Origin of the sequence: Halomonas sp. DP1Y21-3 (genome assembly GCF_019801245.1) — a bacterium.
Lineage (GTDB): Bacteria > Pseudomonadota > Gammaproteobacteria > Pseudomonadales > Halomonadaceae > Halomonas > Halomonas litopenaei.
In genome coordinates this window covers 308,953-332,989 of sequence record NZ_JAHVJM010000003.1, presented here as the reverse complement: position 1 = coordinate 332,989, position 24,037 = coordinate 308,953, and the positions used below count along the sequence as shown (strand labels likewise).

At 62.4% G+C, this 24,037-nt stretch carries 17 protein-coding genes; 7 read left to right on the top strand and 10 right to left on the bottom strand.

Annotation, left to right across the window (positions count from 1 at the left end; all coding sequences use genetic code 11):
- Positions 1–12 precede the first annotated feature (12 nt).
- The 4 genes from mnmE to rpmH all read right to left on the bottom strand — a co-directional run bounded on the left by mnmE (position 13) and on the right by rpmH (position 4,000).
- Entirely contained in the window at positions 13–1,383 is a 1,371-nt protein-coding gene (gene mnmE / locus KUV74_RS10195) for a tRNA uridine-5-carboxymethylaminomethyl(34) synthesis GTPase MnmE (protein ID WP_213229459.1), read from the bottom strand.
- A gap of 140 nt (positions 1,384–1,523) precedes the next feature.
- Positions 1,524–3,203: a membrane protein insertase YidC gene (gene yidC, locus KUV74_RS10190; protein ID WP_045995087.1), complete on the bottom strand. Its 1,680-nt coding sequence runs from the start codon at positions 3,201–3,203 to the stop codon at positions 1,524–1,526.
- Positions 3,204–3,402: 199 nt separating this feature from the next.
- Positions 3,403–3,852, bottom strand: a complete 450-nt coding sequence (rnpA, locus tag KUV74_RS10185; RefSeq protein ID WP_083970680.1) for a ribonuclease P protein component — start codon at positions 3,850–3,852, stop codon at positions 3,403–3,405.
- A 13-nt stretch (positions 3,853–3,865) separates the two neighbouring features.
- Complete coding sequence (gene rpmH / locus KUV74_RS10180; RefSeq protein WP_008959105.1) at positions 3,866–4,000, bottom strand: 50S ribosomal protein L34; 135 nt, start codon at positions 3,998–4,000, stop codon at positions 3,866–3,868.
- A gap of 601 nt (positions 4,001–4,601) precedes the next feature.
- On the opposite strand from rpmH, the gene dnaA reads away from it, so the two are divergent.
- From dnaA to gyrB, 4 genes are read left to right on the top strand one after another with little or no spacing between them, the layout of a single operon-like run.
- Positions 4,602–6,077 carry a chromosomal replication initiator protein DnaA gene (gene dnaA, locus KUV74_RS10175; protein ID WP_045995088.1) on the top strand — a complete coding sequence of 492 codons (1,476 nt, stop codon included), beginning with the start codon at positions 4,602–4,604 and terminating at the stop codon, positions 6,075–6,077.
- A gap of 60 nt (positions 6,078–6,137) precedes the next feature.
- Positions 6,138–7,241 carry a DNA polymerase III subunit beta gene (dnaN, locus tag KUV74_RS10170; protein WP_045995089.1) on the top strand — a complete coding sequence of 368 codons (1,104 nt, stop codon included), beginning with the start codon at positions 6,138–6,140 and terminating at the stop codon, positions 7,239–7,241.
- A 28-nt stretch (positions 7,242–7,269) separates the two neighbouring features.
- Positions 7,270–8,400, top strand: a complete 1,131-nt coding sequence (gene recF, locus KUV74_RS10165) for a DNA replication/repair protein RecF (RefSeq protein ID WP_222516260.1) — start codon at positions 7,270–7,272, stop codon at positions 8,398–8,400.
- The gene (gene gyrB / locus KUV74_RS10160; protein ID WP_045995091.1) at positions 8,397–10,817 is read left to right on the top strand and encodes a DNA topoisomerase (ATP-hydrolyzing) subunit B; all 2,421 of its coding nucleotides are present in this window, start codon (positions 8,397–8,399) and stop codon (positions 10,815–10,817) included. Before recF ends, gyrB begins: the two co-directional genes overlap by 4 nt.
- Positions 10,818–12,145: 1,328 nt before the next feature.
- Here the strand turns inward: gyrB and gmhB are convergent.
- Both gmhB and KUV74_RS10150 read right to left on the bottom strand, forming a co-directional pair.
- The gene (gene gmhB / locus KUV74_RS10155; protein ID WP_124804525.1) at positions 12,146–12,715 is read right to left on the bottom strand and encodes a D-glycero-beta-D-manno-heptose 1,7-bisphosphate 7-phosphatase; all 570 of its coding nucleotides are present in this window, start codon (positions 12,713–12,715) and stop codon (positions 12,146–12,148) included.
- 485 nt (positions 12,716–13,200) lie between these two features.
- Positions 13,201–14,160 carry a LysR family transcriptional regulator gene (locus KUV74_RS10150; RefSeq protein WP_222516259.1) on the bottom strand — a complete coding sequence of 320 codons (960 nt, stop codon included), beginning with the start codon at positions 14,158–14,160 and terminating at the stop codon, positions 13,201–13,203.
- A 323-nt stretch (positions 14,161–14,483) separates the two neighbouring features.
- Between KUV74_RS10150 and KUV74_RS10145 the strand changes: the two genes are divergently transcribed.
- On the top strand, positions 14,484–15,650 hold the full coding sequence (locus tag KUV74_RS10145; protein WP_222516258.1) for a zinc-binding dehydrogenase: 1,167 nt from the start codon (positions 14,484–14,486) through the stop codon (positions 15,648–15,650).
- 634 nt (positions 15,651–16,284) lie between these two features.
- On the opposite strand, the gene glyS is transcribed toward KUV74_RS10145, so the two are convergent.
- Both glyS and glyQ read right to left on the bottom strand, forming a co-directional pair.
- On the bottom strand, positions 16,285–18,351 hold the full coding sequence (gene glyS, locus KUV74_RS10140; RefSeq protein ID WP_222516257.1) for a glycine--tRNA ligase subunit beta: 2,067 nt from the start codon (positions 18,349–18,351) through the stop codon (positions 16,285–16,287).
- 2 nt (positions 18,352–18,353) lie between these two features.
- Positions 18,354–19,316, bottom strand: a complete 963-nt coding sequence (gene glyQ, locus KUV74_RS10135) for a glycine--tRNA ligase subunit alpha (RefSeq protein WP_222516256.1) — start codon at positions 19,314–19,316, stop codon at positions 18,354–18,356.
- Positions 19,317–19,408: 92 nt separating this feature from the next.
- Here glyQ and rfaD point away from each other — a divergent pair, with 92 nt between their 5' ends.
- Entirely contained in the window at positions 19,409–20,365 is a 957-nt protein-coding gene (gene rfaD / locus KUV74_RS10130; protein WP_108131940.1) for an ADP-glyceromanno-heptose 6-epimerase, read from the top strand.
- The gene (gene waaF / locus KUV74_RS10125) at positions 20,358–21,431 is read left to right on the top strand and encodes a lipopolysaccharide heptosyltransferase II (RefSeq protein WP_409996586.1); all 1,074 of its coding nucleotides are present in this window, start codon (positions 20,358–20,360) and stop codon (positions 21,429–21,431) included. The genes rfaD and waaF overlap by 8 nt, the downstream gene beginning before the upstream one ends.
- Before the next feature lie 110 nt (positions 21,432–21,541).
- Here the strand turns inward: waaF and KUV74_RS10120 are convergent, their stop codons facing one another.
- On the bottom strand, positions 21,542–23,176 hold the full coding sequence (locus KUV74_RS10120) for a sulfatase-like hydrolase/transferase (protein ID WP_222516255.1): 1,635 nt from the start codon (positions 23,174–23,176) through the stop codon (positions 21,542–21,544).
- 40 nt (positions 23,177–23,216) lie between these two features.
- Entirely contained in the window at positions 23,217–23,975 is a 759-nt protein-coding gene (locus tag KUV74_RS10115; protein ID WP_045990973.1) for a glycosyltransferase family 2 protein, read from the bottom strand.
- Positions 23,976–24,037: the final 62 nt, after the last annotated feature.

The window sequence follows — 24,037 nt, the reverse complement described above, 5'->3', positions numbered from 1 at the left end:
ATTTTCAGGCTTTCACTTGCCAATACAGAAGCTGCCGAAGATCTCACCCAGCAGATCGTCGGCGCTGAACTCGCCGGTGATCTCCCCCAGCGCCTGCTGGGCATCACGCAGGTCCTCGGCCAGCAGCTCGCCCGCGCCATAGCCTTCGAGTTGTGCATGGCCGTTGTCGAGGGCCTCTCGGGCGCGGTCGAGGGCGTCCAGGTGACGACGCCGAGCCGAGAAGCGGCCTTCGGTGGTGGACTGAAAGCCCATGATCTCCTTGAGGTGAGACTTGAGGTTATCCACACCCTGACGTGATCTGGCGGAGAGCCGCAGCGTAGGAGGTGTTGTGGATAAATCGAGTCCCGGTGCTTCACCGCTCTGGTCCACCTTGTTGCGCACCAGGGTCAAGCGTGAGGCGTCCGGCAGGCGCTCGACGAATTCCGGCCAGATGGCCATGGGGTCGGTGGCCTCGGTGGTGGTGGCGTCCACCAGCAGCAGGACCCGGTCGGCCTTCTCGATTTCGCTCCAGGCGCGGGCCACGCCGATCTTTTCCACCGCGTCGGGGGTATCGCGCAGGCCGGCGGTGTCGATGATGTGCAGCGGCATGCCGTCCAGATGGATATGTTCTCGCAACACGTCCCGGGTGGTGCCCTCGATATCGGTGACGATGGCGGTGTCCTGTTCGGTCAGCGCATTGAGCAGGCTCGACTTGCCGGCATTGGGCCGTCCGGCGATGACCACGCTCATGCCTTCGCGCATCAGCGCGCCCTGGCCGGCACTGCGACGCACCTCGGCAAGCTCCGTCATGAGCGCGCCCAGCTTGGCCGCGACATGGCCATCGGCGAGGAAGTCGATCTCCTCCTCGGGGAAGTCGATGGCCGCCTCGACGTACATGCGCAGCTCGATCAGGCCCTGGACCAGCGACTGCACGCGGGTGGAGAACTCGCCCTGCAAGGAGCGCAAGGCATTTTCGGCGGCGCCACGGGAGCTGGCGTCGATCAGGTCGGCGATGGCCTCGGCCTGAGCCAGGTCGAGCTTGTCATTGAGAAAGGCGCGCTCGGAGAACTCACCCGGGCGGGCCAGCCGTGCCCCCAGCGCCACACAGCGCTCGAGCAGCATGTCCATGATCACCGGGCCGCCGTGACCCTGAAGTTCCAGCACGTCTTCGCCGGTGAAGGAGTGTGGCCCTTCGAAAAACAGCGCGATGCCTTCATCGATTACCCCGTTATCGCCCCTGAACGGTCCGTAGAAGGCCTGGCGCGCTTCCGGTACCTGGCCCAGCATGGCGCTGGCAATCGCGCCACAGGCGGGCCCCGAGACGCGTATGATGCCGACGCCGCCCCGACCCGGCGGCGTGGCGAGGGCGCAGATGCTGTCCTGGGTGTAGAGAGGCGTGGTCATGGTCAGACTCCTTGATGATCGGGCGTATTGTCAGGCGCAGCGCCTGGCTTTGCCAGTCCGGCTGGTGTGGCCAGAGGTGCGGGCCCTGAAACGCCAGACCCCCGCCGAAGCGGGGGTCTGGAAGCGTCATGCATGAGGACTTACTTGGTGTTCATGCCCTTGCCGACGCTGGGGTCTTCCTCGATCTTGCGGGTGATCACGTACTGCTGAATGATCGAGATGCAGTTGTTGCACACCCAGTAGATGACCAGACCGGCCGGGAACCACAGGAAGAAGAAGGTGAAGACGATCGGCAGCATCTTCATGATCTTCGCCTGCATCGGGTCCGGAGGCGTCGGGTTGAGCATCTGCTGAACGAACATGGAGGCGCCCATCAGGATCGGCAGGACGAAGTAGGGGTCCTTCACCGACAGGTCCTGGATCCACAGCATGAAGGGCGCGTGACGCAGTTCCACGGACTCCAGCAGCATCCAGTACAGCGCGATGAATACCGGCATCTGTATCAGGATCGGCAGACAGCCGCCCAGCGGATTGATCTTTTCCTTCTGGTAGAACTTCATCATCTCCTGGGACATCTTCTGGCGGTCGTCGCCGAAGCGTTCCTTGAGACGCTGCATTTCCGGGCCAAGCTTGCGCATGCGTGCCATGGACTTGTAGGCCTTGGCAGACAGCGGCCACAGGGCAGCCTTGACCATGATGGTCAGGATGACGATGGACCAGCCCCAGTTGCCGATCAGATCGTGGATGTGATCGAGCAGCCAGAACAGCGGATTGGCGATGAACCACAGCCAGCCGAAGTCGACGGTCAGCTCCAGGTTCGGTGCCACGGCCTCAAGCCGCTCCTGCACCTTGGGCCCCATGTAGAGGGTGGCACCCAGGGTGGCGTCGGCGCCCGGTGCCAGGGTCTGGGCCTGGCCGGCGAAGGCGGCAACGTTGCGGTCCTGACTGTCGGTGGCGGCGTAGAACAGGTTGTCCTGCTGCTGCGGCGGTACCCAGGCGGAGGTGAAGTAGTGCTGGATGATCGCGACCCAGCCGCCCTCGACCTCGCGGTTCTGGAAGTTGCCTGCCTGGATGTCCTCGAAGTCGATCTTCTCGTAGCGGTTCTCCGGTGAGGAGTACGCCGCGCCGAGGAAGGAGCGCATGCCCATCTTGGGGCCAGTGGACGGATCCGGGTTGTTGTCGCGGGCCAGTTGGCCGATGAAGCGTGCGCTGACCGGCTCCTCGCCAGCGTTGGCAAGCAGGTAGCTGACGTCGACTGCGTAGTCGTCACGACTGAAGGTGAAACGCTTGACGATGTCGACGCCATTGACGGTGGCGGTCATATCCACCTGCAGGCTGTCCTGGCCGTCGGCCAGGCGGTACTCGGTCTTCTCGGGCGAGAAGGCGATACGACCGCTGTTGCCGTCAAGCTGCAGTCCAGAGCGAGCGACGTAGCTCAGAGTGCTGTTATTGGACAGCAGCACGTAGGGCCGATCCCCATCCTGGCTCATCAGATGCTGGGGGAGGGCGGCGTAGACGATGTCGCCACCCTGGGGGTCGATACGCACGTCGAGGACGTCGGTGATGACCGCAATGAGATCTCGACTGTTGGCAGCGGGCTCGCTGCTGCCGGGCAGCTCGCTGCCGACATCATTGGCCGAGCTGGGTGCCGCCAGGCCTTCCGACGTGGAGGCGTCGGCACCGTTTGAGGTCGCGTTGCTGGTGATCGCCGGAGCATCCGGGGTGCTGGGCGGCTGACCGTAGTCCTGGTTCCACTGCACCATGATCAGGTAGGCGAGCACCGCCAGGGGGATCAGCAGGAGTAGTCGTTTTACGTCCATGAAGGGTCTGCCCGAAGGGAAGTGAACATGCCGATGGCGCCACGCGAGACGCCTACATGAGATACACGAAAGCCTGCCGGAGGCAGGCCAGTATTCGTACGGAAACGTTCCGCGTCGCGAGAGGTGACGTCAAGGGGCCGGAAGAGGGACTCGTTCATGCTCGGACGAAGTGTGTTCGGCATTGAAGAGCCTCTTGCTGCTAGTTACGGCTTTGCTTCGGCTGTGACCGAGTGTCACCCCGGGTGTCACTCGCGTGGCGAGGTGTCGTCGATGTCCGCGAGGGACGAGTCGACTTCTCGGCCTCGCGCTCGAGACGACGCCACATGCCGAACAGCTGGCGCAGCACGGTGTCGTTGTCGACCTCGTTGACGCCACGCCTGGCCAGCAAGACGATATCCACGGCGGGAAGTCGATGCTGTGCATGCCGAACGGACTCACGAGCCAGTCGTTTCAGTCGATTGCGATCGACGGCCCGGCGTACGTTCTTCTTGCTGAAGACCAGGCCCAGGCGAGGGTGTCCCAAGTCATTGGGAATCGCCAACGCCATCAGGCCCTTGCCGTGAACCTTGTAGACCGCCCCATCGAACACCTGGCGGTAGTCCCCGGCAGTCAGCAAGCGGCATTGCCGGGGAAAGGTCAGACAGGCCACGAAGGACCTGCGCTTAGGCGCTCAGGCGCTTGCGGCCCTTGGCACGGCGACGTGCCAGAACGGCGCGGCCGTTTTTGGTGGCCATGCGAGCACGGAAGCCGTGCGCGCGCTTGCGCTTGAGAACGCTCGGTTGAAATGTGCGCTTCATAACTCGTTAATCCCACAGTGGTTTTTTGGAACGGATAGACATCCAGAGGCTCCCGGAATCCGCTCGGGCCCCCGGGGGTATTCGGCTCAAGACCGGATATTTTAGTGATTTCAAGCCCTGGGTGCAATCTTTTCGCGGGCCAGAAAGCAGGTTTCAGGGTGTTCGCCCCTGCCAGTCCGGACCAGACGGCTGGGGATAACTCTTGCTCGAGCCGAACCGGCGGGTGAACAAGCCACCTAGGACCGGCCTCGCGACATGACCCACTGCCTACATAACAATAAAGAGAAGTTCTTGACTGATGTTGTTATTACTACTGGGGATAGTTTTTGTGGATAAGCGTGTTCTCGTATGAAATTTCAACATGTTGCGTTGCATATAAAAGTGTGGAGAAAACGTTGAGACCGCGGGGAGGAGCGGTGTGGTTCCGGTGGATCAATGATGAGATTGTCCACAGGGGCTAGTTCGCCAGCAAGTTGTTCCAGCACAACTCCGAATGGCGTACAAGGGTTTTCCACAGCTAGGTTTCGGTGCCGTTCTCGTGTGGATAACTCGTGGTGACAAGGCTACAATGTGCGGTCGTTCTTCAACCAAGGTAGCTCGCGTGTCGCTCGCTCTCTGGCAACAGTGTCTACAAACCCTTCAGGATGAACTGAGCTCGCAGCAGTTCAACACCTGGATTCGCCCTCTGCAGGCGGAAGAAGGGGAGTCCAATCAGCTCAGGCTGCTGGCACCCAACCGCTTCGTGCGCGATTGGGTCAGTGACAAGTACGCCAAGCGTATCAGTGAACTGATGCGGGAGTTGGCGCCGGCCAAGCCGCCCAAGGTGATGCTGACGGTGGGCAGTCGTCGTGCTGCGCCGGCCCCACCCCAGACTCGCGAACTCGGCGATCCTGTCTCCGCCGCTCCGGCCCGCTCGGCGGCCGTGCACACCAGCTCCCGCGGCGATGTGGGGGATGAGCGCGAGGTCGACCGCCTGCGCGACGAAGGCGGTGAGGCGCCGGTCACGCGTCCACCCGGTGGTGAGCGTCAGGTTCAGGTCGAGGGCAGTCTCAAGCACTCCAGTGGCCTGAATCCCAACTTCACCTTCGAGACGTTTGTCGAGGGCAAGTCCAACCAGCTTGCCAGGGCGGCATCCCGCCAGGTGTCGGAGAACCCTGGGGGAGCCTACAACCCGCTGTTTCTGTATGGTGGCGTCGGCCTCGGTAAGACCCACCTGATGCATGCGGTGGGCAATGCCCTGGCGGGGCGTCGCGAGAACGCTCGGGTGGTGTATCTTCACTCGGAGCGCTTCGTCGCCGATATGGTCAAGGCCCTTCAGCTCAACGCCATCAATGACTTCAAGCGCTTCTATCGCAGCGTCGACGCGCTGTTGATCGATGACATCCAGTTCTTCGCCGGCAAGGAGCGCTCCCAGGAGGAGTTCTTCCACACCTTCAATGCCTTGCTTGAGGGTGGCCAGCAGATGATCCTGACCTCGGATCGCTACCCGAAGGAAATCAGCGGCGTCGAGGAGCGCCTCAAGTCCCGTTTTGGCTGGGGGCTGACGGTGGCGATAGAGCCGCCTGAGCTCGAGACTCGGGTGGCGATCCTGATGAAGAAGGCCGACCAGGCCAAGGTGGATCTACCCCATGATGCGGCTTTCTTCATTGCCCAGAAGATTCGCTCCAACGTGCGTGAACTGGAAGGGGCGCTGAAGAAGGTCATCGCCGATTCCCACTTCATGGGCAAGTCGATCACCCAGGACTTCATCCGCGAATCGCTCAAGGATCTGCTCGCTCTGCAGGACAAGCAGGTAGGCGTGGACAACATCCAGCGTACCGTGGCGGAGTACTACAAGATCAAGCTGGCGGACCTGCTGTCCAAGCGGCGTTCACGCTCCGTGGCGCGCCCGCGACAGGTCGCCATGGCCCTGGCCAAGGAACTGACCAATCACAGTCTTCCGGAAATCGGCGACGCCTTCGGCGGCCGAGACCACACCACCGTGCTACATGCCTGTCGCAAGGTGCAGGCGCTGCAGGAAGAAAGCGCCGATATTCGTGAAGACTACAAGAATCTGTTGCGGCTTTTGACCAGTTAACGTCTCTACGTCATCAACCGCGTGACCGTCTCACTCTCCCGGACAAGAAGTGGAGCCGACATGAAATTTTCCATCTCCCGCGAAGCGCTGCTGCGCCCGCTGACGCTGGTGGCCGGTGTGGTCGAGCGCCGTCAGACGTTACCGGTGCTCTCCAACGTGCTGATCCAGGTCGAACAGGACGAGGTCGCCTTGACCGGCACCGACCTGGAAGTCGAACTGGTCGGCCGCACCGTGGCCAGCCAGGTGGATGAGCCTGGCGCCATCACGGTGCCCGCGCGCAAGCTGATGGACATCTGCAAGTCCTTGCCAGACCAGTCCGAGCTGGAGCTGTCCATCGAGGACGGGCGGGCCGTGCTGCGCAGTGGCCGTTCACGCTTTACCCTGTCCACGCTTCCGGTCGCCGAGTTTCCGAATATTGAAGATGGTCAGAGCAGTGTCGAACTGGCGTTGCCGCGGGGGACCCTCAAGCAGCTGATCGACGCCACCTCGTTCGCCATGGCGCAGCAGGACGTTCGCTACTATCTCAATGGCCTGCTGCTGGAGTTCGCCCCGAACCTGGTCCGCACCGTGGCTACCGACGGCCACCGCCTGGCGGTCAGCTCTCGCCCCGTGGAGATCAACATTGAGTCGGCCCAGAAGCTGATCGTTCCGCGCAAGGGTGTACTCGAACTGGTACGGCTGCTCGACGATTCCGAAGAGCCTGTCAGCCTGACCCTGGGCTCTACCCATATCCGTGCTCACACCGGGGACTTCACCTTCACCTCCAAGCTGGTGGATGGCAAGTTCCCGGACTACGAGCGGGTCGTGCCCAAGGGCGGCGACAAGGTCTTCATCGCTGAACGTTCGGAGTTGCGTCAGGTGCTGTCGCGTACCGCCATCCTCTCCAACGAGAAGTACCGTGGGGTACGGCTGAATCTGGAAGAGGGCAACCTGAGGGTGATGGCCAACAACCCGGAGCAGGAAGAGGCCGAGGAAAACATCGCCATCGAATACAGCGGGCCGGCCATGGAGATCGGCTTCAACGTCGGCTATCTGATCGATGTGCTCAACGCCGTGGGTGAGGATCGCGTGCAGATGACGCTGGGCGATCCCAACAGCAGTGCGCTGATGGAAGAACCCGGTGGCGGCGATGCCCTCTATGTCGTGATGCCGATGCGCCTGTGACGGTATTCGTTGCCAGCAAGGCCTTTCCATGGCGCTAGACCGCTTGATGTTTCAAGGCCTGCGAAACTTGCAGGCCTTTGATATTTCACCATCTTCCGGGATCAACCTGATCACTGGAAGCAATGGCAGCGGCAAGACCAGCCTGCTCGAAGGTATCCACCTGCTGGGCATGGGGCGGTCCTTTCGGGCGCGTCGGCTATCCCAGGTACTCCACCACGATGCTGACGCCCTTGTCCTGCATGGCCGCCTTGCCGGTGATCCCCCTGTATCGATCGGTTTGCGCCGCCTGCGTCAGGAGCGCGAATTGACGCTGCGCATTGGCGGTGAGCGACTCGACAGGGTGTCTCGTCTGGTGGAGACCCTACCCCTGCAGTTGATCAACCCCGACGCCTTCCGCCTGCTGGAGGGGTCTCCCGCCGGCAGGAGGGAGTTCCTGGATTGGGGAGTGTTTCACGTGAAACATGACTTCCTGCAGGCCTGGCAGCGTTTCCGTCGCGCCCTGAAACATCGGAATGCCCTGCTCAGGCATGGTAGAATGGAGCCTCAATCCCTGTCAGTGTGGGAGCATGAGCTGGCGCTTTCGGGCGAGCGCATGGACATCCTGCGCAGGGAATGGATCGATACCTTCATCCCGGTATTCGAGGAAACGCTGGAAGGGCTGATTTCACTGCCATCACTGACGCTGCGCTATAGCCGTGGCTGGGATCGACAGCGAGATCTGGCCGAGGTGCTCGAGCAGGGACGCGACACCGATCGTCAGATGGGATTTACCCAGCAGGGGCCCCAGCGAGCGGATCTGGCGATTCGACTCGACAAACGACCAGCGGTCGAAGTGCTTTCACGAGGACAACAGAAACTCGTCGTGAGCGCACTGAAGCTTGCCCAGGGACGGTTACTCGAGAAGATGACAGGCAGGACCTGTCTCTACTTGATCGACGATCTGCCCGCCGAACTGGACCAGAACCACCGAAGGATCTTTTGCCAGTGGCTGGAGCGGATGCGCTGCCAGGCCTTCATCACCAGCGTGGATCACGAGGTACTGGCCGACCTGTGGCAACCCGATACGCCGATGGCAATGTTTCACGTGAAACAAGACGCTGACGGCTTCGGCCAGCTGCAGGCCATAGACAGACAGACTTCACGACGGAGTGGTCAATGAGCGAACATGCTTACGACTCATCGAGCATCAAGGTACTGAAAGGCCTGGATGCCGTACGCAAGCGGCCCGGGATGTACATCGGCGATACCGATGATGGTACCGGCCTGCATCACATGGTGTTCGAGCTGGTGGACAACTCCATCGACGAAGCGCTGGCCGGCCACTGTAGCGAGATCAGGGTGATCATCCATCCGGATGAGTCGATCACCGTCAGTGACAATGGCCGTGGCATTCCGACCGATATTCATGAAGAGGAAGGCGTATCGGCGGCCGAAGTGATCATGACGGTGTTGCACGCGGGCGGTAAGTTCGATGACAACTCCTACAAGGTATCTGGCGGCCTGCACGGCGTTGGTGTCTCGGTGGTCAATGCGCTGTCTGAAGAGCTCAAGCTGACCATCTGGCGTGCTGGCAAGGTCCACGAGCAGATCTATCGTCACGGTGTCCCCGAGTCGCCGCTGGCTGTGGTGGGGCAGACCGAGCAGACCGGTTCGCGGGTGCACTTCCGTCCGTCTCCCGAGACCTTCGCCAATATCGAGTTTCACTACGATATTCTGGCCAAGCGTCTGCGTGAGCTGTCGTTTCTGAATTCTGGTGTGGCTATCCGCCTGCTGGACGAGCGTAGTGGCAAGGAAGAGCTGTTTCACTATGAAGGTGGCCTGAAGGCCTTCGTCGACCACCTCAACACCAACAAGACCGTTCTCAACCCCGTCTTCCACTTCAATGTGGAGCGGGAAGATGGCGTGGCGGTTGAGGTGGCGATGCAGTGGAACGATACCTTCGCCGAGAACATCTTCTGCTACACCAACAACATCCCTCAGCGGGATGGCGGTACCCACCTGGCCGGTTTCCGCGCTTCACTGACTCGTACGCTCAATCACTATATTGAAGCGGAAGGGTTGCTGAAGAAGACCAAGGTAAATACCTCCGGTGACGATGCCCGTGAGGGCCTGACCGCGATCATCTCGGTCAAGGTGCCGGACCCGAAGTTTTCCTCCCAGACCAAGGACAAGCTGGTCTCTTCCGAGGTAAAAACCGCGGTAGAACAGGAGCTTGGGCGGTCTTTCTCGGAGTATCTGGTAGAGAAGCCCAACGAAGCCAAGGCCATCGTCAACAAGATGCTGGACGCTGCCAGGGCCCGTGAGGCGGCGCGCAAGGCGCGTGATATGACCCGCCGCAAAGGCGCCCTGGACATCGCAGGGCTGCCCGGCAAGCTGGCCGACTGTCAGGAAAAGGACCCCGGTCTGTCCGAACTCTACCTGGTCGAGGGTGACTCGGCCGGGGGTAGTGCCAAGCAGGGGCGTGACCGGCGTACCCAGGCTATCCTGCCGCTCAAGGGCAAGATCCTCAACGTCGAGAAGGCCCGCTTCGACAAGATGCTGTCGTCTGCGGAAGTCGGGACGCTCATCACTGCCCTGGGTTGCGGCATTGGCCGTGAGGAGTTCAATCCGGACAAGCTGCGCTATCACTCGATCATCATCATGACCGATGCGGACGTGGACGGTTCGCATATTCGTACCCTGCTGTTGACGTTCTTCTTCCGTCAGATGGCGGAGTTGATCGAGCGCGGGCATGTGTTTATCGCCCAGCCGCCGCTGTACAAGATCAAGCGTGGCAAGCAGGAGCTCTACCTCAAGGATGAGCAGGCGATGATCGACTACCTGACCACCACCGCCCTGGACGGAGCGCGGTTGTGCGTCAGTGAAGATGCGCCAGGAATCAGCGGGGCTCAGCTTGAGACTCTGGTGAACCAGTACCGTGATGTGATGAAGCGCATCGATCGTCTGTCGCGGGTCTATCCCAGCGAGGTGCTGCGCAAGATCGTCCATGCGGCACATCTTGACGGCGAAAACAGCCTTCGTGATCGCGGCACCATGCAGAACTGGATCGAGTTCCTGCAGAAGGAAATGGACGATCTGGTGGCCTACGAGGGCGGACCGCGTTACACCTTCTCGTTGCAGGAAGACAATGAACGCGGGTTCTTCCTGCCGGCGGTAACCTTGATTGCCCATGGCGTGACCACCGACTACGTCTGGGGCCTGGACTTCTTCACCAGCGCCGACTATCGCGCCATCGCTGGCCTCGGTGAGACGCTGGATGGGCTGCTGGAAGAAAGCGCCTATATCGCCCGTGGTGAGCGCAAGAAGCCGGTCAAGACCTTCTATGAGGCGCTGGATTGGCTGATGAACGAGGCACAGCGTGGTCTGTCGATCCAGCGCTACAAGGGCCTGGGCGAGATGAACCCGGAGCAGTTGTGGGAAACCACCATGGATCCCAATACGCGGCGTATGCTGCGGGTTTCCATCGAAGATGCCGTTGCCGCCGACATGATGTTCAACACCCTGATGGGTGATGAAGTCGAACCGCGTCGTGACTTTATCGAGCGCAACGCTCTGGTGGCCAATCTGGACATCTAGTGCAGCAGGAAGTCCCAGGCCCATGGCCTCGATGTTTCACGTGAAACATATCGCGACAGAACCCCGATCTTCAGGATCGGGGTTTTTTCTGTTCTAGTATCAGTAGCTTGCCAGCGGCCGAATGGTTGGATGGCTGGGTGACTGGTTTCTTGAAAGGCCCGCTATAAGAGGGCAGGGTGCACCAGGCTTCTATTGCCATCCGGCGAGGGTGTATCGCGAATGAGCAGATACACATCTGACCGCACGCCATTGGCTGTGGTCGGAAAATTCTGCTGGCGAACGCGGTGAGTGGGTGGTGAGTGGGCGCGGTGTGTCGGCGATGGAAGTCAGTGGACGTCGATGGATGTCAGTAGAGGAAAGACGAAGGCGTGATTTCACCACGGAGGCTGTACGCGGGGCAGGCGCTTGAGGACAGCGTCAGGCCTGCACGTTTCACGTGAAACATCTGGCGATATAAGGTCCAACCGCTCAAGCCAGGACTCACGCCTCTTTGATACCAAATGTCTGGTCGATATCAGCATTCGTGCCGGCTACGGGGGAGTACACGGGCTTCAGGAAGATACGTGGAGGAAGGTATCTGGCTTGCGCGATGACAAGTGAAGTGGTCAAAGAGGCGGCGTATCGATACTGCTGGCGTCATCTCAAAGAAGGGAATGGAAGGAGGGAATCAGAAAGGGAGGAATGGAGGTGTTGTTGGAAGGGGGGGGGGAAGGGATGGTGGCAAGGGGTGGTAACAGACGATAGCGCACGACAAGCCATAATCGGGCTGCGTCTGTGGCCTCGCTCCTCCGCAACGTTTCACGTGAAACATCACGGCATTAGGCCTGAGATTCCAAGGCTGGGGCCGTGTCTGGCTATCCACATCTTGCGATCCGCGTCTTGCCATCTGTGTCTTGCTGCCTGGATCTTGTTACCTGCGTCTTGTTATCCACGTCAGGTGTTCCGCCTACTGCTATTTGGACTCGAGGAGTCTCACGCTTCAGACTGGATGCCCTGGTTGTCGCGGTATATGGAACGTGCGGGAACCTGTCCGGGGGGGCTCTGTGATACTGAAGGGGGCTCGATACATTGCACTCGTAGTCATCACGGAAAGACCGACATTTGAGCACCATGATCTCCCGGGCGGGTAAGTCGCAAGAGCTTTTCCGTGCTCTAAGCTATTGTTTGGACGTTGATATACGAAGAATGCGAGCCGCCATGTTTCACGTGAAACATGGGGCTCGGCAGTTGCAGACAGATGAAGGGAGAGCTAAGTCAGCGCCCAGGCTTGGAGGCTCGCCGAGGGGTGGCGAGGGGTGACGACGGGGCGAGCCTGATGCAGGGTGCTTTCAGGTATCCAGGTTTCCTTGCAGCAGTTGGTCGACAAAACCAGCGAGATCGTCATAGACCTCTGCCTCGCTGTCGGTCCGGCCAAGTTCTGGATGCTTGGCTAGTGTGCGCTCGCCCTTGCCGGTACGCACCAATGCAAGGCGGCAGCCCATGGCAGCGCCTGCCTCGAGATCCCGGTAGCTGTCGCCCACCATCCAGGCGCCTTCCAGGCTGTCGAGTGCAAGCGCATCCTGAATCTGGCGGAGCAGACCGGGCAAGGGCTTGCGGCAATCACAGCGATCCTCGCTAATGTGAGGGCAGTAGGCGATATGCTCGATTCGACCGCCTTCGGCCTCCACCAGACTCAGCATCCTGGTGTGCATGGACTCCAGCGTCGCCTCATCGTAGTAGCCTCGCGCGATGCCTGACTGGTTGGTGGCAACAGCGACGGTCCAGCCCTGTTGGGACAAACGGGCGATGGCGGTGATGGCGCTGGGGTAGGGGACCCACTCGGCGAGCGACTTGATGTAGTTGTCGGAGTCCTGATTGATCACTCCGTCACGGTCGAGAATGACGAGTCGTGGGGCCATGGGTCTACCTGGTCTATGCGATGGGTAAGGGTGGTTGCTGTCACGTAATCGACCCAGTGTAGGGGCATGTTTCACGTGAAACAATCAGGTGCTGACGAGGCCGTGTCTGTGGCCCAGGTCGCAGTTTTTACCAACCCCGCCGCTGTTGCTGTCTGTCTCACCCCTTGCTAGGCGCTGTCCGAAAAGTCGACGAACGAAGGTTAGACAAGGCAAAAATCGGTGAGAAAGCGCAGTTTACGGAGTGTAAATGAGCATTTTGATCCGATTTTTAACGCCGTATTACCGAGCGCAGGCACTTTTCAGACAAGCCCTAGCGGAAGCTCGTGCTGTTCCCGCCATGTCGAGGGCGTAGCAAGGGTCTCATGCAAGGGCCTCATGCACGGGTGTCGCAAGCCCTTTCCAGCGACAACCATCCCAGGTTCCTCCGTATTCGGTAAGCCACGGATCGCTGCGACCCCAGCCCCTTAGTTGTCGCTGGCAACACCCTAGTCCGAAAGGGGTGGCGACGTAGTGTCGGTGTGCAAACCTGTCGCGCCGGCTGTCGCCAGTGATGTGGGTATCGAGTCCTTCAGGTGATCGAGCAATGCTCGTACCCGCATTGGAGGATCCCGTCCTGGAAGCAGCGCGTGGATGCTGATGTCCGGCAGCGACCAGTCCTCGAGCACGGGGAGCAACCTGCCGGCTTCCAGCGAGGCCCCGACGATGGATCGGGAGGTATGAAGGATGCCGATACCTGCCTCTGCCGCGATCACCAGTGCGTGCCCATAGTTCGCTCTGTAGCTTCCGCTGACCGGCACGTTGTGAACCTCGTCGCCACGGCGAAGTGGCCAGCGCTGAATACCCTGGAACCGTGTGTAGTGAAGGCAGTTGTGGTGCAGCAGGTCCAGTGGGTGACGCGGTACACCCTGGCGCTGAAGATAGGCCCTCGACGCCACCAGCATGCGCTGATCTGCGGCCAAGGGATGGGCGACCAAGCGAGAGTTCTCGAGCACCCCGACTCGCACTGCCAGATCGTGCCCGGACGAGGCGATATCGACAAAGCGATCGTCGAAGTCAGCGTCCACTTCAATGTCTGGATGACGATCGAGAAATTCGGGGAGGAAGGGCGCAATATGGATTCGGCCGAAATTGACCGGTAGTGATAGGCGGATCAGTCCTCGCGGTCGGTCACTGATGTCCTGCAAGGTATCCGCCGCCTTGTCGAGTAACCGTAGAGCAGGGACGGCGCGTTCCAGGTAGGTGCGGCCCGCCAGGGTCAGGGAAACCTCACGGGTGGTCCGGTGCAACAGCTTCGTCCCGAGTCGGGACTCCAGCGCATCGAGGCGGCGACTGACCGCGCCGCTGGTGAGGTTGAGCTGTTCGCCGGCCGCGCGCAGTGAGCCATATCTTGCCACTTCAACCAGGGCAAGCAGTCCAGCGACCAGTGTGTCGTGATGGGATGGCATGGTGCACTCTCGTCCAGAGGCAGGGGGTTGGTCATTGCACGAGTCGCCATGGGGCCAGGGTCGATGCAGTCGGTTTCGCCCAAGTCTTCCTACCGACCTCATGCAAACAGAGGCACGTGTGGCGCCACTGCGGGCGAACTCCTGGTGTGGATGACCACCTTTCAGAGACCATGGCCTTGCTTAGGCGCGGTAAGGTCCAGGCGTCGGCTGGGTGTCGGGGCCTTATTGTTGAGTCTAGTGCAAGACAGTACTCCGTGAGCTTCGCTACTGCGCTGGTCTCGGACGGGCCAGGATAGGGGAAGACCAACGAGGAGGTTGTTCCCATGTTACTGGAAGCTCGTCTACGCCCATTGGTATCGCTACGTCACTTTCGTCAATTCCGCTCTGACAGGGTGGGGCCTGAAGGAATCCATGAATACCAGGTAGCACGTCGTGACCTGGCCAGCGAAGAAGTGCGTGTCAGGGTCGCTGCGGTGGGGCTGAACTACCGCGACAGGGCGCTGCAGGACGGCAGCTATCTGCCGCAGATGCCACGCCCCTTCGTGCCGCTGTCTGAAGGCTCTGGGGTGGTGCTGGAAACGGGAAGGGATGTCGTTGATCTCGAGGTGGGACAACCGGTGCTGGGCCACTACACCATCGATTGGATTTCTGGAGCTTTCAAGGAATCCTATCACGCCTCAAAGCTGGGAGGTCCTGGTGATGGCTGGTTGTCGGAGGAGGTCATCGTTCCCCGTCGTGCGCTGGTTGCCGTGCCATCTGGCTGGCGGCTCGAGGAAGCCGCTGCATTGGCGATCTCCGGCGTCACGGCCTGGAAGTCGCTTGGCGACCTGGATGAGCTGAAAGGCCGTTACCTGCTGTTGGCGGGAACCGGCAACGTGTCGCTGCAGGCCCTGCAGATGGCGGCGGCGGCCGGTGCTCGGCCTATCGTGGTGACGTCGCGACCCGCTCTGGCATCACGGCTCAGGGATTTAGGCGCGGTAGCGGTGATCGGTCGGGAGGGTGGGGCGGCCGACGTGGCGTCCCAGGTGATGGCCATCACCGAGTCGGTGGGCGTAGGGCGTGCCATCGATGTGGTGGGCGGGCAGTTTCTGGTCGATGCCATTCTGCCGTCAATGGCTACCAATGGGCATGTCGCCCTGGTGGGCTTTCTCGAGAGTGGCCGTGTCGAGGGTGATCTGGTGGGACCGGCGATTCGCAAGTTGTTGCATCTGGAAGGGATCAGCGTCGGCAGCCGTGACGACCTGGAGGCCATGCTCCGCTATATGGATCGCCACGGACTCAGGCCCGCTATCGGACGTCGTCTGAGCGCCGACGACTTGCCTGAGTGGCTCGCCAACGGTGCCGTTGGCAGTGGCTTGCATTCGAGCACCATAGCCGACCGTCACCCGAGCGTGGGCCTGTCGGCAACTGACCCGCAGGACAATGATCTCGAACTGGGCAAGACGCTGGTGATCATGGATCAGCGGCTGGCGGAACGTATCGCTGAGTAAAGCGGCATAATCGGGGCGCAGAGTAGCGCGGTGGAATCGGGGCGCTGAGTAAGGCTGCGGAGGCGGGGCGCTGAGTAAGGCTGCGGAGGCGGGGCTCAGAGTAGCGCGGCGGAGGCGGGGCGCAGAGTAGCGCGGCGGAGGCGGGGCGCAGAGTAGAGCGGCGGAATCGGGGCGCTGAGTAAGGCGGCGGAGGCGGGGCGCTGAGTAAAGCGGCGGAGGCGGGGCGCCAAGAAAAGCAGCGGTCGTGAGGCTCAGGGCTCGCGTCGGGGTACAAGCTCCAGGCGGCGTACTGGAGGTACATCAAGCGGGGTGGGTTTCACGTGAAACACGAGAGCCTGCCCTTGCTTGTACTCCTGTATGTTCCACGTGAAACATTGTCGCCGCCGGCGCTTTCTATCTGGGCAATGTTCCACGTGAAACGTCGGTGGCGAGTGCCACACTCTGCATCGCCAGGTTTGACTCTCCATGCGACATCCCATTGGCTCACTCCTGCGTTCGTAGCGGCTGTGGTATCCCCTATGAAGGGTTCAGAAGGTTTGGGGCCGTGGGGTGGCGTGCCGGGCGGGCTCAGCCTGTCGATACAAAAAAAGGCCGGCCCCTTGCGGGACCGGCCTCGTTGCCACCAGGGGCTGGATTACTGCTGCAGTTCGGCGATATCCGCTACTTCGAGGAACAGCGCCTGGAGGCTTGCCAGCAGGGCCAGACGATTGGCACGAACGGCTTCGTCTTCGGCCATGACCATCACCTGGTCAAAGAAGGCATCGACCGGTGCCCGAAGGCTTGCCAGCACGTCCAGAGCGTCGCTGTAGCGGGCTTGCTGGAACAGCGGAGCGACCTGCTCCTGGCAAGCTGCCACGGCGTTCTTGAGGGCCTTCTCGGCGTCCTCGGAGAGCAGGCTCTCGTCGACCTCGGTGCGTCCATCGTGATCCTGCTTGGACAGGATGTTGCCGACTCGCTTGTTGGCGGCGGCCAGGGCGGCGGCTTCATCACGCGTGGCGAATTGCGCCACGGCGCGCAGGCGACGGGCGAAGTCCAGCGGGCGGGTCACCGGGCGTGCACGCACCGCCAGGTAAACCTCGGCACCGATCCCTTCGTCCTGGGCCCAGGCACGGAAGCGATCGAGCATGTAGCCAAGGACGTCATCGACCAGGCCGTCTGCCTTGGGCAGCGCCTCATGCTGGGCCACGGCCAGCTCGAGCAGCTCGCGCAGGTCCAGATCCAGCTCACCCTTGACCAGGATATTGAGCACGCCGATGGAAGCACGGCGCAGGGCGAAGGGGTCCTTGGTACCGCTGGGGCGCTGGCCGATGCCGAAGATCCCGGTAATGGTATCCAGGCGATCGGCGATGGCCAGGGCCTGTCCGGTCAGGGTCTGGGGGATGGCGTCGCTGGCAAACCGCGGCAGGTACTGCTCTTCCAGCGCGCGTGCGACCTCGGCGTCTTCGCCATCGTGCTCGGCGTAGTAGCGCCCCATGATGCCCTGAAGCTCCGGGAACTCGAGCACCATTTCGGTGACCAGATCACACTTGGCCAGGGCCGCAGCACGGCGAGCGCGGGACTCGTCACCGCCGGTCCGGCTGGCGATGTGCGCGGCCACGTTGGCACTGCGTCTGGCCTTGTCGGCGAGGGTCCCGAGCTGCTTCTGGAACACCACGCTCGAGAGGCCCTCGATGCGCTCGGCGAGCGGGCGCTTGCGGTCGGTCTCGTAGAAGAAGGCGGCATCGGCCAGACGAGGGCGAATCACCTTCTCGTTGCCGGCGATGACCTTGTCCGGCTCGCGGCTGTCGATATTGGACACGGTAATGAAGGCGGGCTTGAGCTTGCCGTCCGCATCCAGCAGGTGGAAGTACTTCTGGTTGGCCTTCATCGACGAGATCAGACATTCCGCCGGCACCTCGAGGAAACGCTCGTCGAAGCTGCCGGTCAGCGCCACCGGCCACTCGACTAGACCGCTGACTTCTTCCAGCAGGTCCTCGTCGATGACGGCGGTGGCTTCGAGCAGTTCTGCCTCGGCCAGTACCTGTTCGCGAATGCGCTCGCGACGCTTGCTGCGATCGGCCAGCACCCAGGCATCCTCCAGGGCACCGAGGTAGTCGTCGGCATGTTTCAGGGCGATGGCCTCGGGGGCGTGGAAGCGGTGTCCGCGGGTCTCGCGGCCGGCCTCAAGGCCCAGCACCGTGGCGGGTACGACCTGGTCGCCGTAGAGCGCCACCAGCCAGTGAACCGGGCGGGAGAACTCGATGCGGGAAGCGCCCCAGCGCATGTTCTTGGGCACCGGCAGGGCCGCCACAGCCTTGTCGATGATGGCGGGCAGCAGGGCGACGGTGGCCTCGCCCTGTTGCTGTTCGCGGTAGCCGAGCCAGGTGCCCTTGTCGGTCTCCAGATGGATCAGTTCATCGACGCTGACGCCGCAGGAGCGAGCAAAGCCCTGGGCTGCCTTGGTTGGCTCGCCATCCTTGAAGGCTGCCGCCAGGGCAGGGCCGCGTTTTTCGACGTCGCGGTCGGGCTGTTTGTCGGCCAGTGCCTCGACCCGTACCGCCAGCCGGCGGGGGGAGGCGTAGGCGGTGACGCCCTGGAAGTCGACGCCGGCATCGGCGAGGCCGCGACGCACGCCCTCGGCGAAGGCGTCGGAGAGAGTGTCGATGGCTCCCGGCGGAAGTTCTTCCACGCCGAGTTCAAGCAAGAGGGTGTGGGCGGCCATGCTTATGCGTCTCCCTGTGCGGCAAGGGGTTCGTCGTCGAGAAGTTCACGTCGCAGCGCTTCCGGGGCCAGCGGGAAACCGGCCGCCTTGCGTGAGGCGTAGTAGGCGTGGGCCACGTCGCGGGCCATGGTGCGCACGCGCAGGATATAGCGCTGGCGTTCGGTGACCGAGATGGCGTGGCGGGCGTCGAGCATATTGAAGGTGTGGGAGGCCTTGAGTACCTGCTCGTAGGCCGGCAGCGGCAGGTTGGCGGCGAGCAGCTTCTGGCACTCGTTTTCCTGGTGGTCGAAGTTGCCGAACAGGGCGTCCACGTCGGCATGCTCGAAGTTGTAGGTGGACTGCTCGCGCTCGTTCTGCAGGTAGACGTCACCGTAGGTAACGCGGGAGCCGTCGGGCGCGATGGTCCATACCAGGTCGTAGACGCTGTCCACGTCCTGAAGGTACATGGCGATGCGCTCGAGGCCGTAGGTCAGCTCACCGGTGACCGGGAAACACTCGATGCCGCCGGCCTGCTGGAAGTAGGTGAACTGGGTCACCTCCATGCCGTTGAGCCAGACCTCCCAGCCGAGTCCCCAGGCACCCAGGGTCGGTGACTCCCAGTTGTCTTCGACGAAGCGGATGTCATGGACCAGCGGGTCGATGCCGAGACGCTCAAGCGACCCCAGATACAGTTCCTGGAGGTTGGCCGGGGAGGGCTTCATGACCACCTGGAACTGGTAGTAGTGCTGCAGGCGATTGGGGTTTTCGCCGTAGCGGCCATCGGTGGGACGGCGAGACGGCTGAACGTACGCCGAGTTCCAGGTTTCGGGTCCGATGGAGCGCAGGAAGGTGGCCGGGTGAAAGGTGCCCGCACCGACTTCCATGTCCAGCGGCTGCATGATCACGCAGCCCTGTTCGGCCCAGTACTGTTGCAGGGCGAGGATCAGGCCCTGGAAGGTTGCCACGTCTGGCGTCGACTGTGTCATTGGGAAGCACCGTTGGCCATGAATTCACGAGCCGTCAAGTATACAATCACAGGCAATTCGGTTATAGGCACAGCGCCAACAGAGGTTTTCCCATGATCGTAGTGACAGGCGGAGCCGGCTTCATCGGTTCAAATCTGGTCAAGGCCCTCAATGACCGGGGGCGCACCGACATCCTGGTGGTGGATGACCTGCGGGACGGCACCAAGTTCGTCAACCTGGCGGATCTGACCCTCGGGGACTACATGGACAAGGACGAGTTCCTGTCCCGGGTGAAGGCCCACATGCGCGGCGAGCTGAACCAGCTTCCGCCCATCGAGGCGATCTTCCACGAAGGTGCCTGCTCGGACACCACCGAGTGGGATGGACGCTTCATGCTGGAGAACAACTTCACCTACTCCAAGGAGCTTTTGCACTTCTGCGAGCAGGAGGGCATTCCCTTCCTCTACGCCTCGTCGGCGGCCACCTACGGCGGCAGCGAGGTGTTCGTGGAGTCCCCCGAGCACGAGAAACCGCTCAACGTCTACGGCTACTCCAAGCTGCTGTTCGACCAGTACGTGCGCTCGCGCCAGGCCGAACTCAAGACCCAGGTGGTGGGCTTTCGCTACTTCAACGTCTACGGCCCCCGCGAGCAGCACAAGGGCAAGATGTCCAGCGTGGCCTTCCATCACCACACCCAGATCAGCGCCGGCGAGAACCTGCGCCTGTTCGGCGCCTGGGACGGCTACGACGCGGGCATGCAGAGCCGTGACTTTGTCTATGTCGGCGACGTGGTCGACGTCAATCTGTGGTTTCTGGACAACCCCGAGGTGTCGGGAATCTACAACCTCGGTACCGGCCGCGCCGAGCCATTCAAGACGATCGGCGAGACGGTCATCGACTTCTACGGCAAGGGCCGCATCGACTACATCGACTTCCCGGAAGAGCTCAAGGGGCGCTACCAGAGCTACACCCGTGCCGATATCTCGCGGCTGCGCGAGGCCGGCTACGACAAGGAATTCCACACCGTGGCCGAGGGCGTGACCCGCTACCTGGAGTGGTTGAATGGCTGAAGCTGCGCCGGTCATGGCGCAGCCGCGGCTGGCGGGCCAGCGGCTGCTGGTGGTCGGTCCCAGCTGGGTCGGTGACATGGTCATGGCCCAGGGGTTGTTCAAGGCGCTGAAGCAGCAGGGCGCCACCGCCCTGGCGGTGGTGGCGCCTGCCTGGTCGAGGCCGATCCTCGAGCGCATGGATGAGGTCGACGAGGTCGTCGAGCTGGCCGTCGGACACGGCGTCTTCGGCTTTTCCGCCCGACGACGGCTGGCCAGGTCGCTCAAGGGACGCTTCGATCATGCCATCGTGCTGCCGCGTTCCTGGAAGTCGGCACTGGTGCCTTTTCTGGCGCGGATACCCAGGCGAACCGGCTTCACCGGGGAGCACCGTTTTGGCCTGTTGAGCGAGCGCCGTGAGCTGCAGCGCGACGTGCTCGACCAGACCGTCAAACGCTTCGTCTCGCTGGGGCTGCCGGCGGACGCTGCCGCTGCCGGCGACTTCGAGATTCCCCAGCCACAGCTGCGTCAGGATGCGATCAACCTGGCGCGCTTGCATGATGAACATCGACTCGGCGTGCGTCCTGCCATTGGCCTGATGCCAGGGGCGGAATATGGCCCCGCCAAGCAGTGGCCGCTGGCCTACTTCCATCGCCTGGCCGGGGAGCTGATCGCTCAAGGCTTCGAGGTAAGGGTGCTGGGTGGGCCCAAGGATCACGGGGCGGGCGAGGAGATCGTGACCGGTCTCGAGCATGCCCACAACCTGTGTGGCGCGACCCGCCTGGAGGATGCCGTCGACCTGCTTGGTGACTGTCGTCAGGTGGTGACCAATGACTCCGGGTTGATGCATGTGGCCGCCGCGGTAGGGACGCGTATCCAGGCGATCTATGGCTCCTCGTCGCCGGCCTATACGCCGCCGCTGACCGACAACGCCCGGATTCACTATCTGGCTTTGTCCTGCTCGCCCTGCTTCGAGCGACATTGCCCGCTCGGGCATACCAACTGCCTCAAGCAGATCACTGTGGACAGCGTGCTGGAGGCGATCCTGACAGACGAGGCCCCGAACCGGATCGACGCCAGCAACGAGTGATCCGGGGCAAGGTGTCGTCGGTGAAGCCTTGTCCAACCGTCCTGGTCGTCATCCAGGCGCCCTGTCGCCGCTACTCTTCATATGGGCGCCCAGGCAGGTAGACGCCAACGTCAAGGCTGCTGGGGCGCCTCGGGCGGGGTGTCGGGCTGTCCGTCGTTGCGATACGCCGGGGCCAGGCCTTGCCACAAGCGCTGCTGCAGCGCGGTTTCTTCACGCATGTACCCGTTGAGCGCTTCCAGGCCGTAGCGTTCGGCCAGGGTCGGATCGTTCGAGAACAGCGAGACGCCCAGTCCGGCGCGGTGCCAGTCGATGGTGAAGCCCATCGCCTCCAGTAGCGTCGGCAGGGTGTCCATGGTGGTGGCGGTGGTCGAGATGCGTTGGGGCGTCAGCGCATTGCCCATCATCATCAGGGTGTTGGTGCGAGGCGTCTGAATCAGCTGATCCCAGGCCGAGACACGCATGGTCAGATGGTCACTGGCGATCACCACCAGGGTGTCCTCCAGCAGACCCTGGTCGCCAAGGCGCTGGATCAGCCGGCGGGTCAGCCAGGCCGAGCATTTCACCGCGTACAGGATATCCACACCGTCGTGCTCACCCTGATTGGCCTGGCAGGCCCTGGCCGGATAGCCCGCCGGGGCGTGGGCGGTCAGATTGAGCACGGTCAGGTTCCAGGGACCGTCCTGACGATCCAGGCGCTTTGCTTCCTCTTCCGCCATGGCGTACAGACTGTCGTCGTAGAGGCCCCAGCTATTGAGGTAGTCCGGGTCGTCGAGGCGGCCAGCGAGCTGCTCGCGCCCCAGCACGCGGTCGTAGGCGTGGTCTTCGTAGAACAGCCCCTTGCCGGCGAATTCAGTGCTGGCGCCGCCCATGAAGGTCTGGCGGTAGCCAAGCCCCGCGAGCAGATCTCCCAGGCAGGCGACTCCGGGTACCACGTGGTGCAGTGGCTCGAACTGGCTGTCGTGGAGCAGGCCGGCGGGCATCAGCGGCGTGCCGCACTGGCTGGCGATCATGCCGGCCATGGTCCAGCCGGTGTTGTCGAGCTGGCGAACATTGTCGAACACCACCGCATCCGCTTCCAAGGCGGCCAGGTCGGCGTAGGCGTCGCCGAAGCGGGCCTCGTCGGCGTAGGTACGCTCGAGGCTCTCCAGGTAGATCAACAGCAGGTTGGGGGGCTGCGGCGGCGCCTTGAGGATCACCGGCTCGACGTAGCGACGCTCCAGCCAGGTGCCGGGATCGGTGACCACCGCCGCGCCGCGCTGGCCCATGGAGTAGAACATCGGATTGGCGACCAGCAGCACGAAGGCCAGCCAGTGGTCCCAGCGTTGCCAGCGGTAGTCGGCTCGCACCAGCCAGGTGTAGGCCGCCAGAATCAGCAACATGGCTGCGGTGTACAGTATCGCCGCCACGCTGCGCTCGCTGCCGCCGTGCTTGGCAATGCCCGCCTGCAGGTGGAAATAGACCGCGCCCATGTCCACCTGGCCGAAGCTGTTGGCCAGGTAGACGTAGATGCCCCAGAAGGCCAGTGGCGCCAGCGCCCAGGGGATCACCTGCACCCGCAGTCGTGGTGGAGGTGGCGCGCCCCAGCGTTTCCATCCGGCCAGGGCACACCACACCAGTGCCGGCAGCGGCAGGCACCAGCCGGGCAGCCGGGTGACCATGACCAGGGCATGGCCCACGGACAGGCCGAGAATCAGATGGACGGCCCAGCGAAGCCAGGTCGAGGTGGCGGGGCGGTGCAGGGGCATGATCGAGGCGCCAGGTGTCGTTCCGTGAAACCGATACGAATCAGCGATCGGCTCGCTCGTTCTCGTACAGTTCGTTCAGCTTTGCATACTTCATGTACGCATGGAATGCCGTCGTGATGGCGACGGTCATGCCATCCTGGCCCTGCAGCAGCCCGCCCTTGAGCACCAGCTTGCGCAGCATGGCGGTCATCGCGTGTAGCGTGGGACGAGTCGACGAGGGGGTGACACCACGTTCCTTCATCGCCCAGGCGTCGCGGGTCGACAGTTGATCGATGCGCTGCATCCAGTGGGACAGGTCACGGTAGGTGAAGTGACGCAGATGGGCGTCCACGTCGACCACCTCCGGTGCCTGGACCGAGGAGTGCGCCTTCTTGGGCAGATAGCCCGAGGTGGTGCGGTTGTACAGCCGGGTCACCGGGTCCGGGTAGAACCCCGCCGCGCGAATCCAGTGGCGGCCGGCGAAGTTGCGACGCTTGAAGCGGTAGGCCTTGCGCGGGTCGTCCAGCGACAGCTCGCGAATCGCCGCCACGGCGTCGTCGTCCAGGCGCTCGTCGGCATCCAGCGCCAGGATCCAGTCATGTGACGCCTGAGGGACGGCGAAGGCCTTCTGCGGACCATCGCCCAGATAGGGCTGATGGATCACTCTAGCGCCGGCGGCCTCGGCCAGGGCAACGGTGTCATCGCTGCTGCCGGAATCGACCACGATCACCTCGTCGCACACCGGAGCCAGCGAAGCGATGGCCTCCTCGACGTTGTCCTGCTCGTTGAGGGTAATGATGATGCCGGTAATCGGGGTCATGGGGCCTGCCTATACGAAGGGCTTGATGGGGTGCTGGTGCCAACAACCGATACGCTGTGGCG

Excerpts from the sequence above, each read along its gene's own strand:
- glyS (WP_222516257.1), bottom strand. The coding sequence starts at position 18,351 with ATGGCCGCCCACACCCTCTTGCTTGAACTCGGCGTGGAAGAACTTCCG.
- waaF (WP_409996586.1), top strand. The coding sequence starts at position 20,358 with ATGGCTGAAGCTGCGCCGGTCATGGCGCAGCCGCGGCTGGCGGGCCAG.
- KUV74_RS10120 (WP_222516255.1), bottom strand. The coding sequence starts at position 23,176 with ATGCCCCTGCACCGCCCCGCCACCTCGACCTGGCTTCGCTGGGCCGTC.
- KUV74_RS10150 (WP_222516259.1), bottom strand. The coding sequence starts at position 14,160 with ATGCCATCCCATCACGACACACTGGTCGCTGGACTGCTTGCCCTGGTT.
- mnmE (WP_213229459.1), bottom strand. The coding sequence starts at position 1,383 with ATGACCACGCCTCTCTACACCCAGGACAGCATCTGCGCCCTCGCCACG.
- glyQ (WP_222516256.1), bottom strand. The coding sequence starts at position 19,316 with ATGACACAGTCGACGCCAGACGTGGCAACCTTCCAGGGCCTGATCCTC.
- rfaD (WP_108131940.1), top strand. The coding sequence starts at position 19,409 with ATGATCGTAGTGACAGGCGGAGCCGGCTTCATCGGTTCAAATCTGGTC.
- gmhB (WP_124804525.1), bottom strand. The coding sequence starts at position 12,715 with ATGGCCCCACGACTCGTCATTCTCGACCGTGACGGAGTGATCAATCAG.
- KUV74_RS10145 (WP_222516258.1), top strand. The coding sequence starts at position 14,484 with ATGTTACTGGAAGCTCGTCTACGCCCATTGGTATCGCTACGTCACTTT.
- yidC (WP_045995087.1), bottom strand. The coding sequence starts at position 3,203 with ATGGACGTAAAACGACTACTCCTGCTGATCCCCCTGGCGGTGCTCGCC.
- gyrB (WP_045995091.1), top strand. The coding sequence starts at position 8,397 with ATGAGCGAACATGCTTACGACTCATCGAGCATCAAGGTACTGAAAGGC.
- recF (WP_222516260.1), top strand. The coding sequence starts at position 7,270 with ATGGCGCTAGACCGCTTGATGTTTCAAGGCCTGCGAAACTTGCAGGCC.
- rpmH (WP_008959105.1), bottom strand. The coding sequence starts at position 4,000 with ATGAAGCGCACATTTCAACCGAGCGTTCTCAAGCGCAAGCGCGCGCAC.
- KUV74_RS10115 (WP_045990973.1), bottom strand. The coding sequence starts at position 23,975 with ATGACCCCGATTACCGGCATCATCATTACCCTCAACGAGCAGGACAAC.
- dnaN (WP_045995089.1), top strand. The coding sequence starts at position 6,138 with ATGAAATTTTCCATCTCCCGCGAAGCGCTGCTGCGCCCGCTGACGCTG.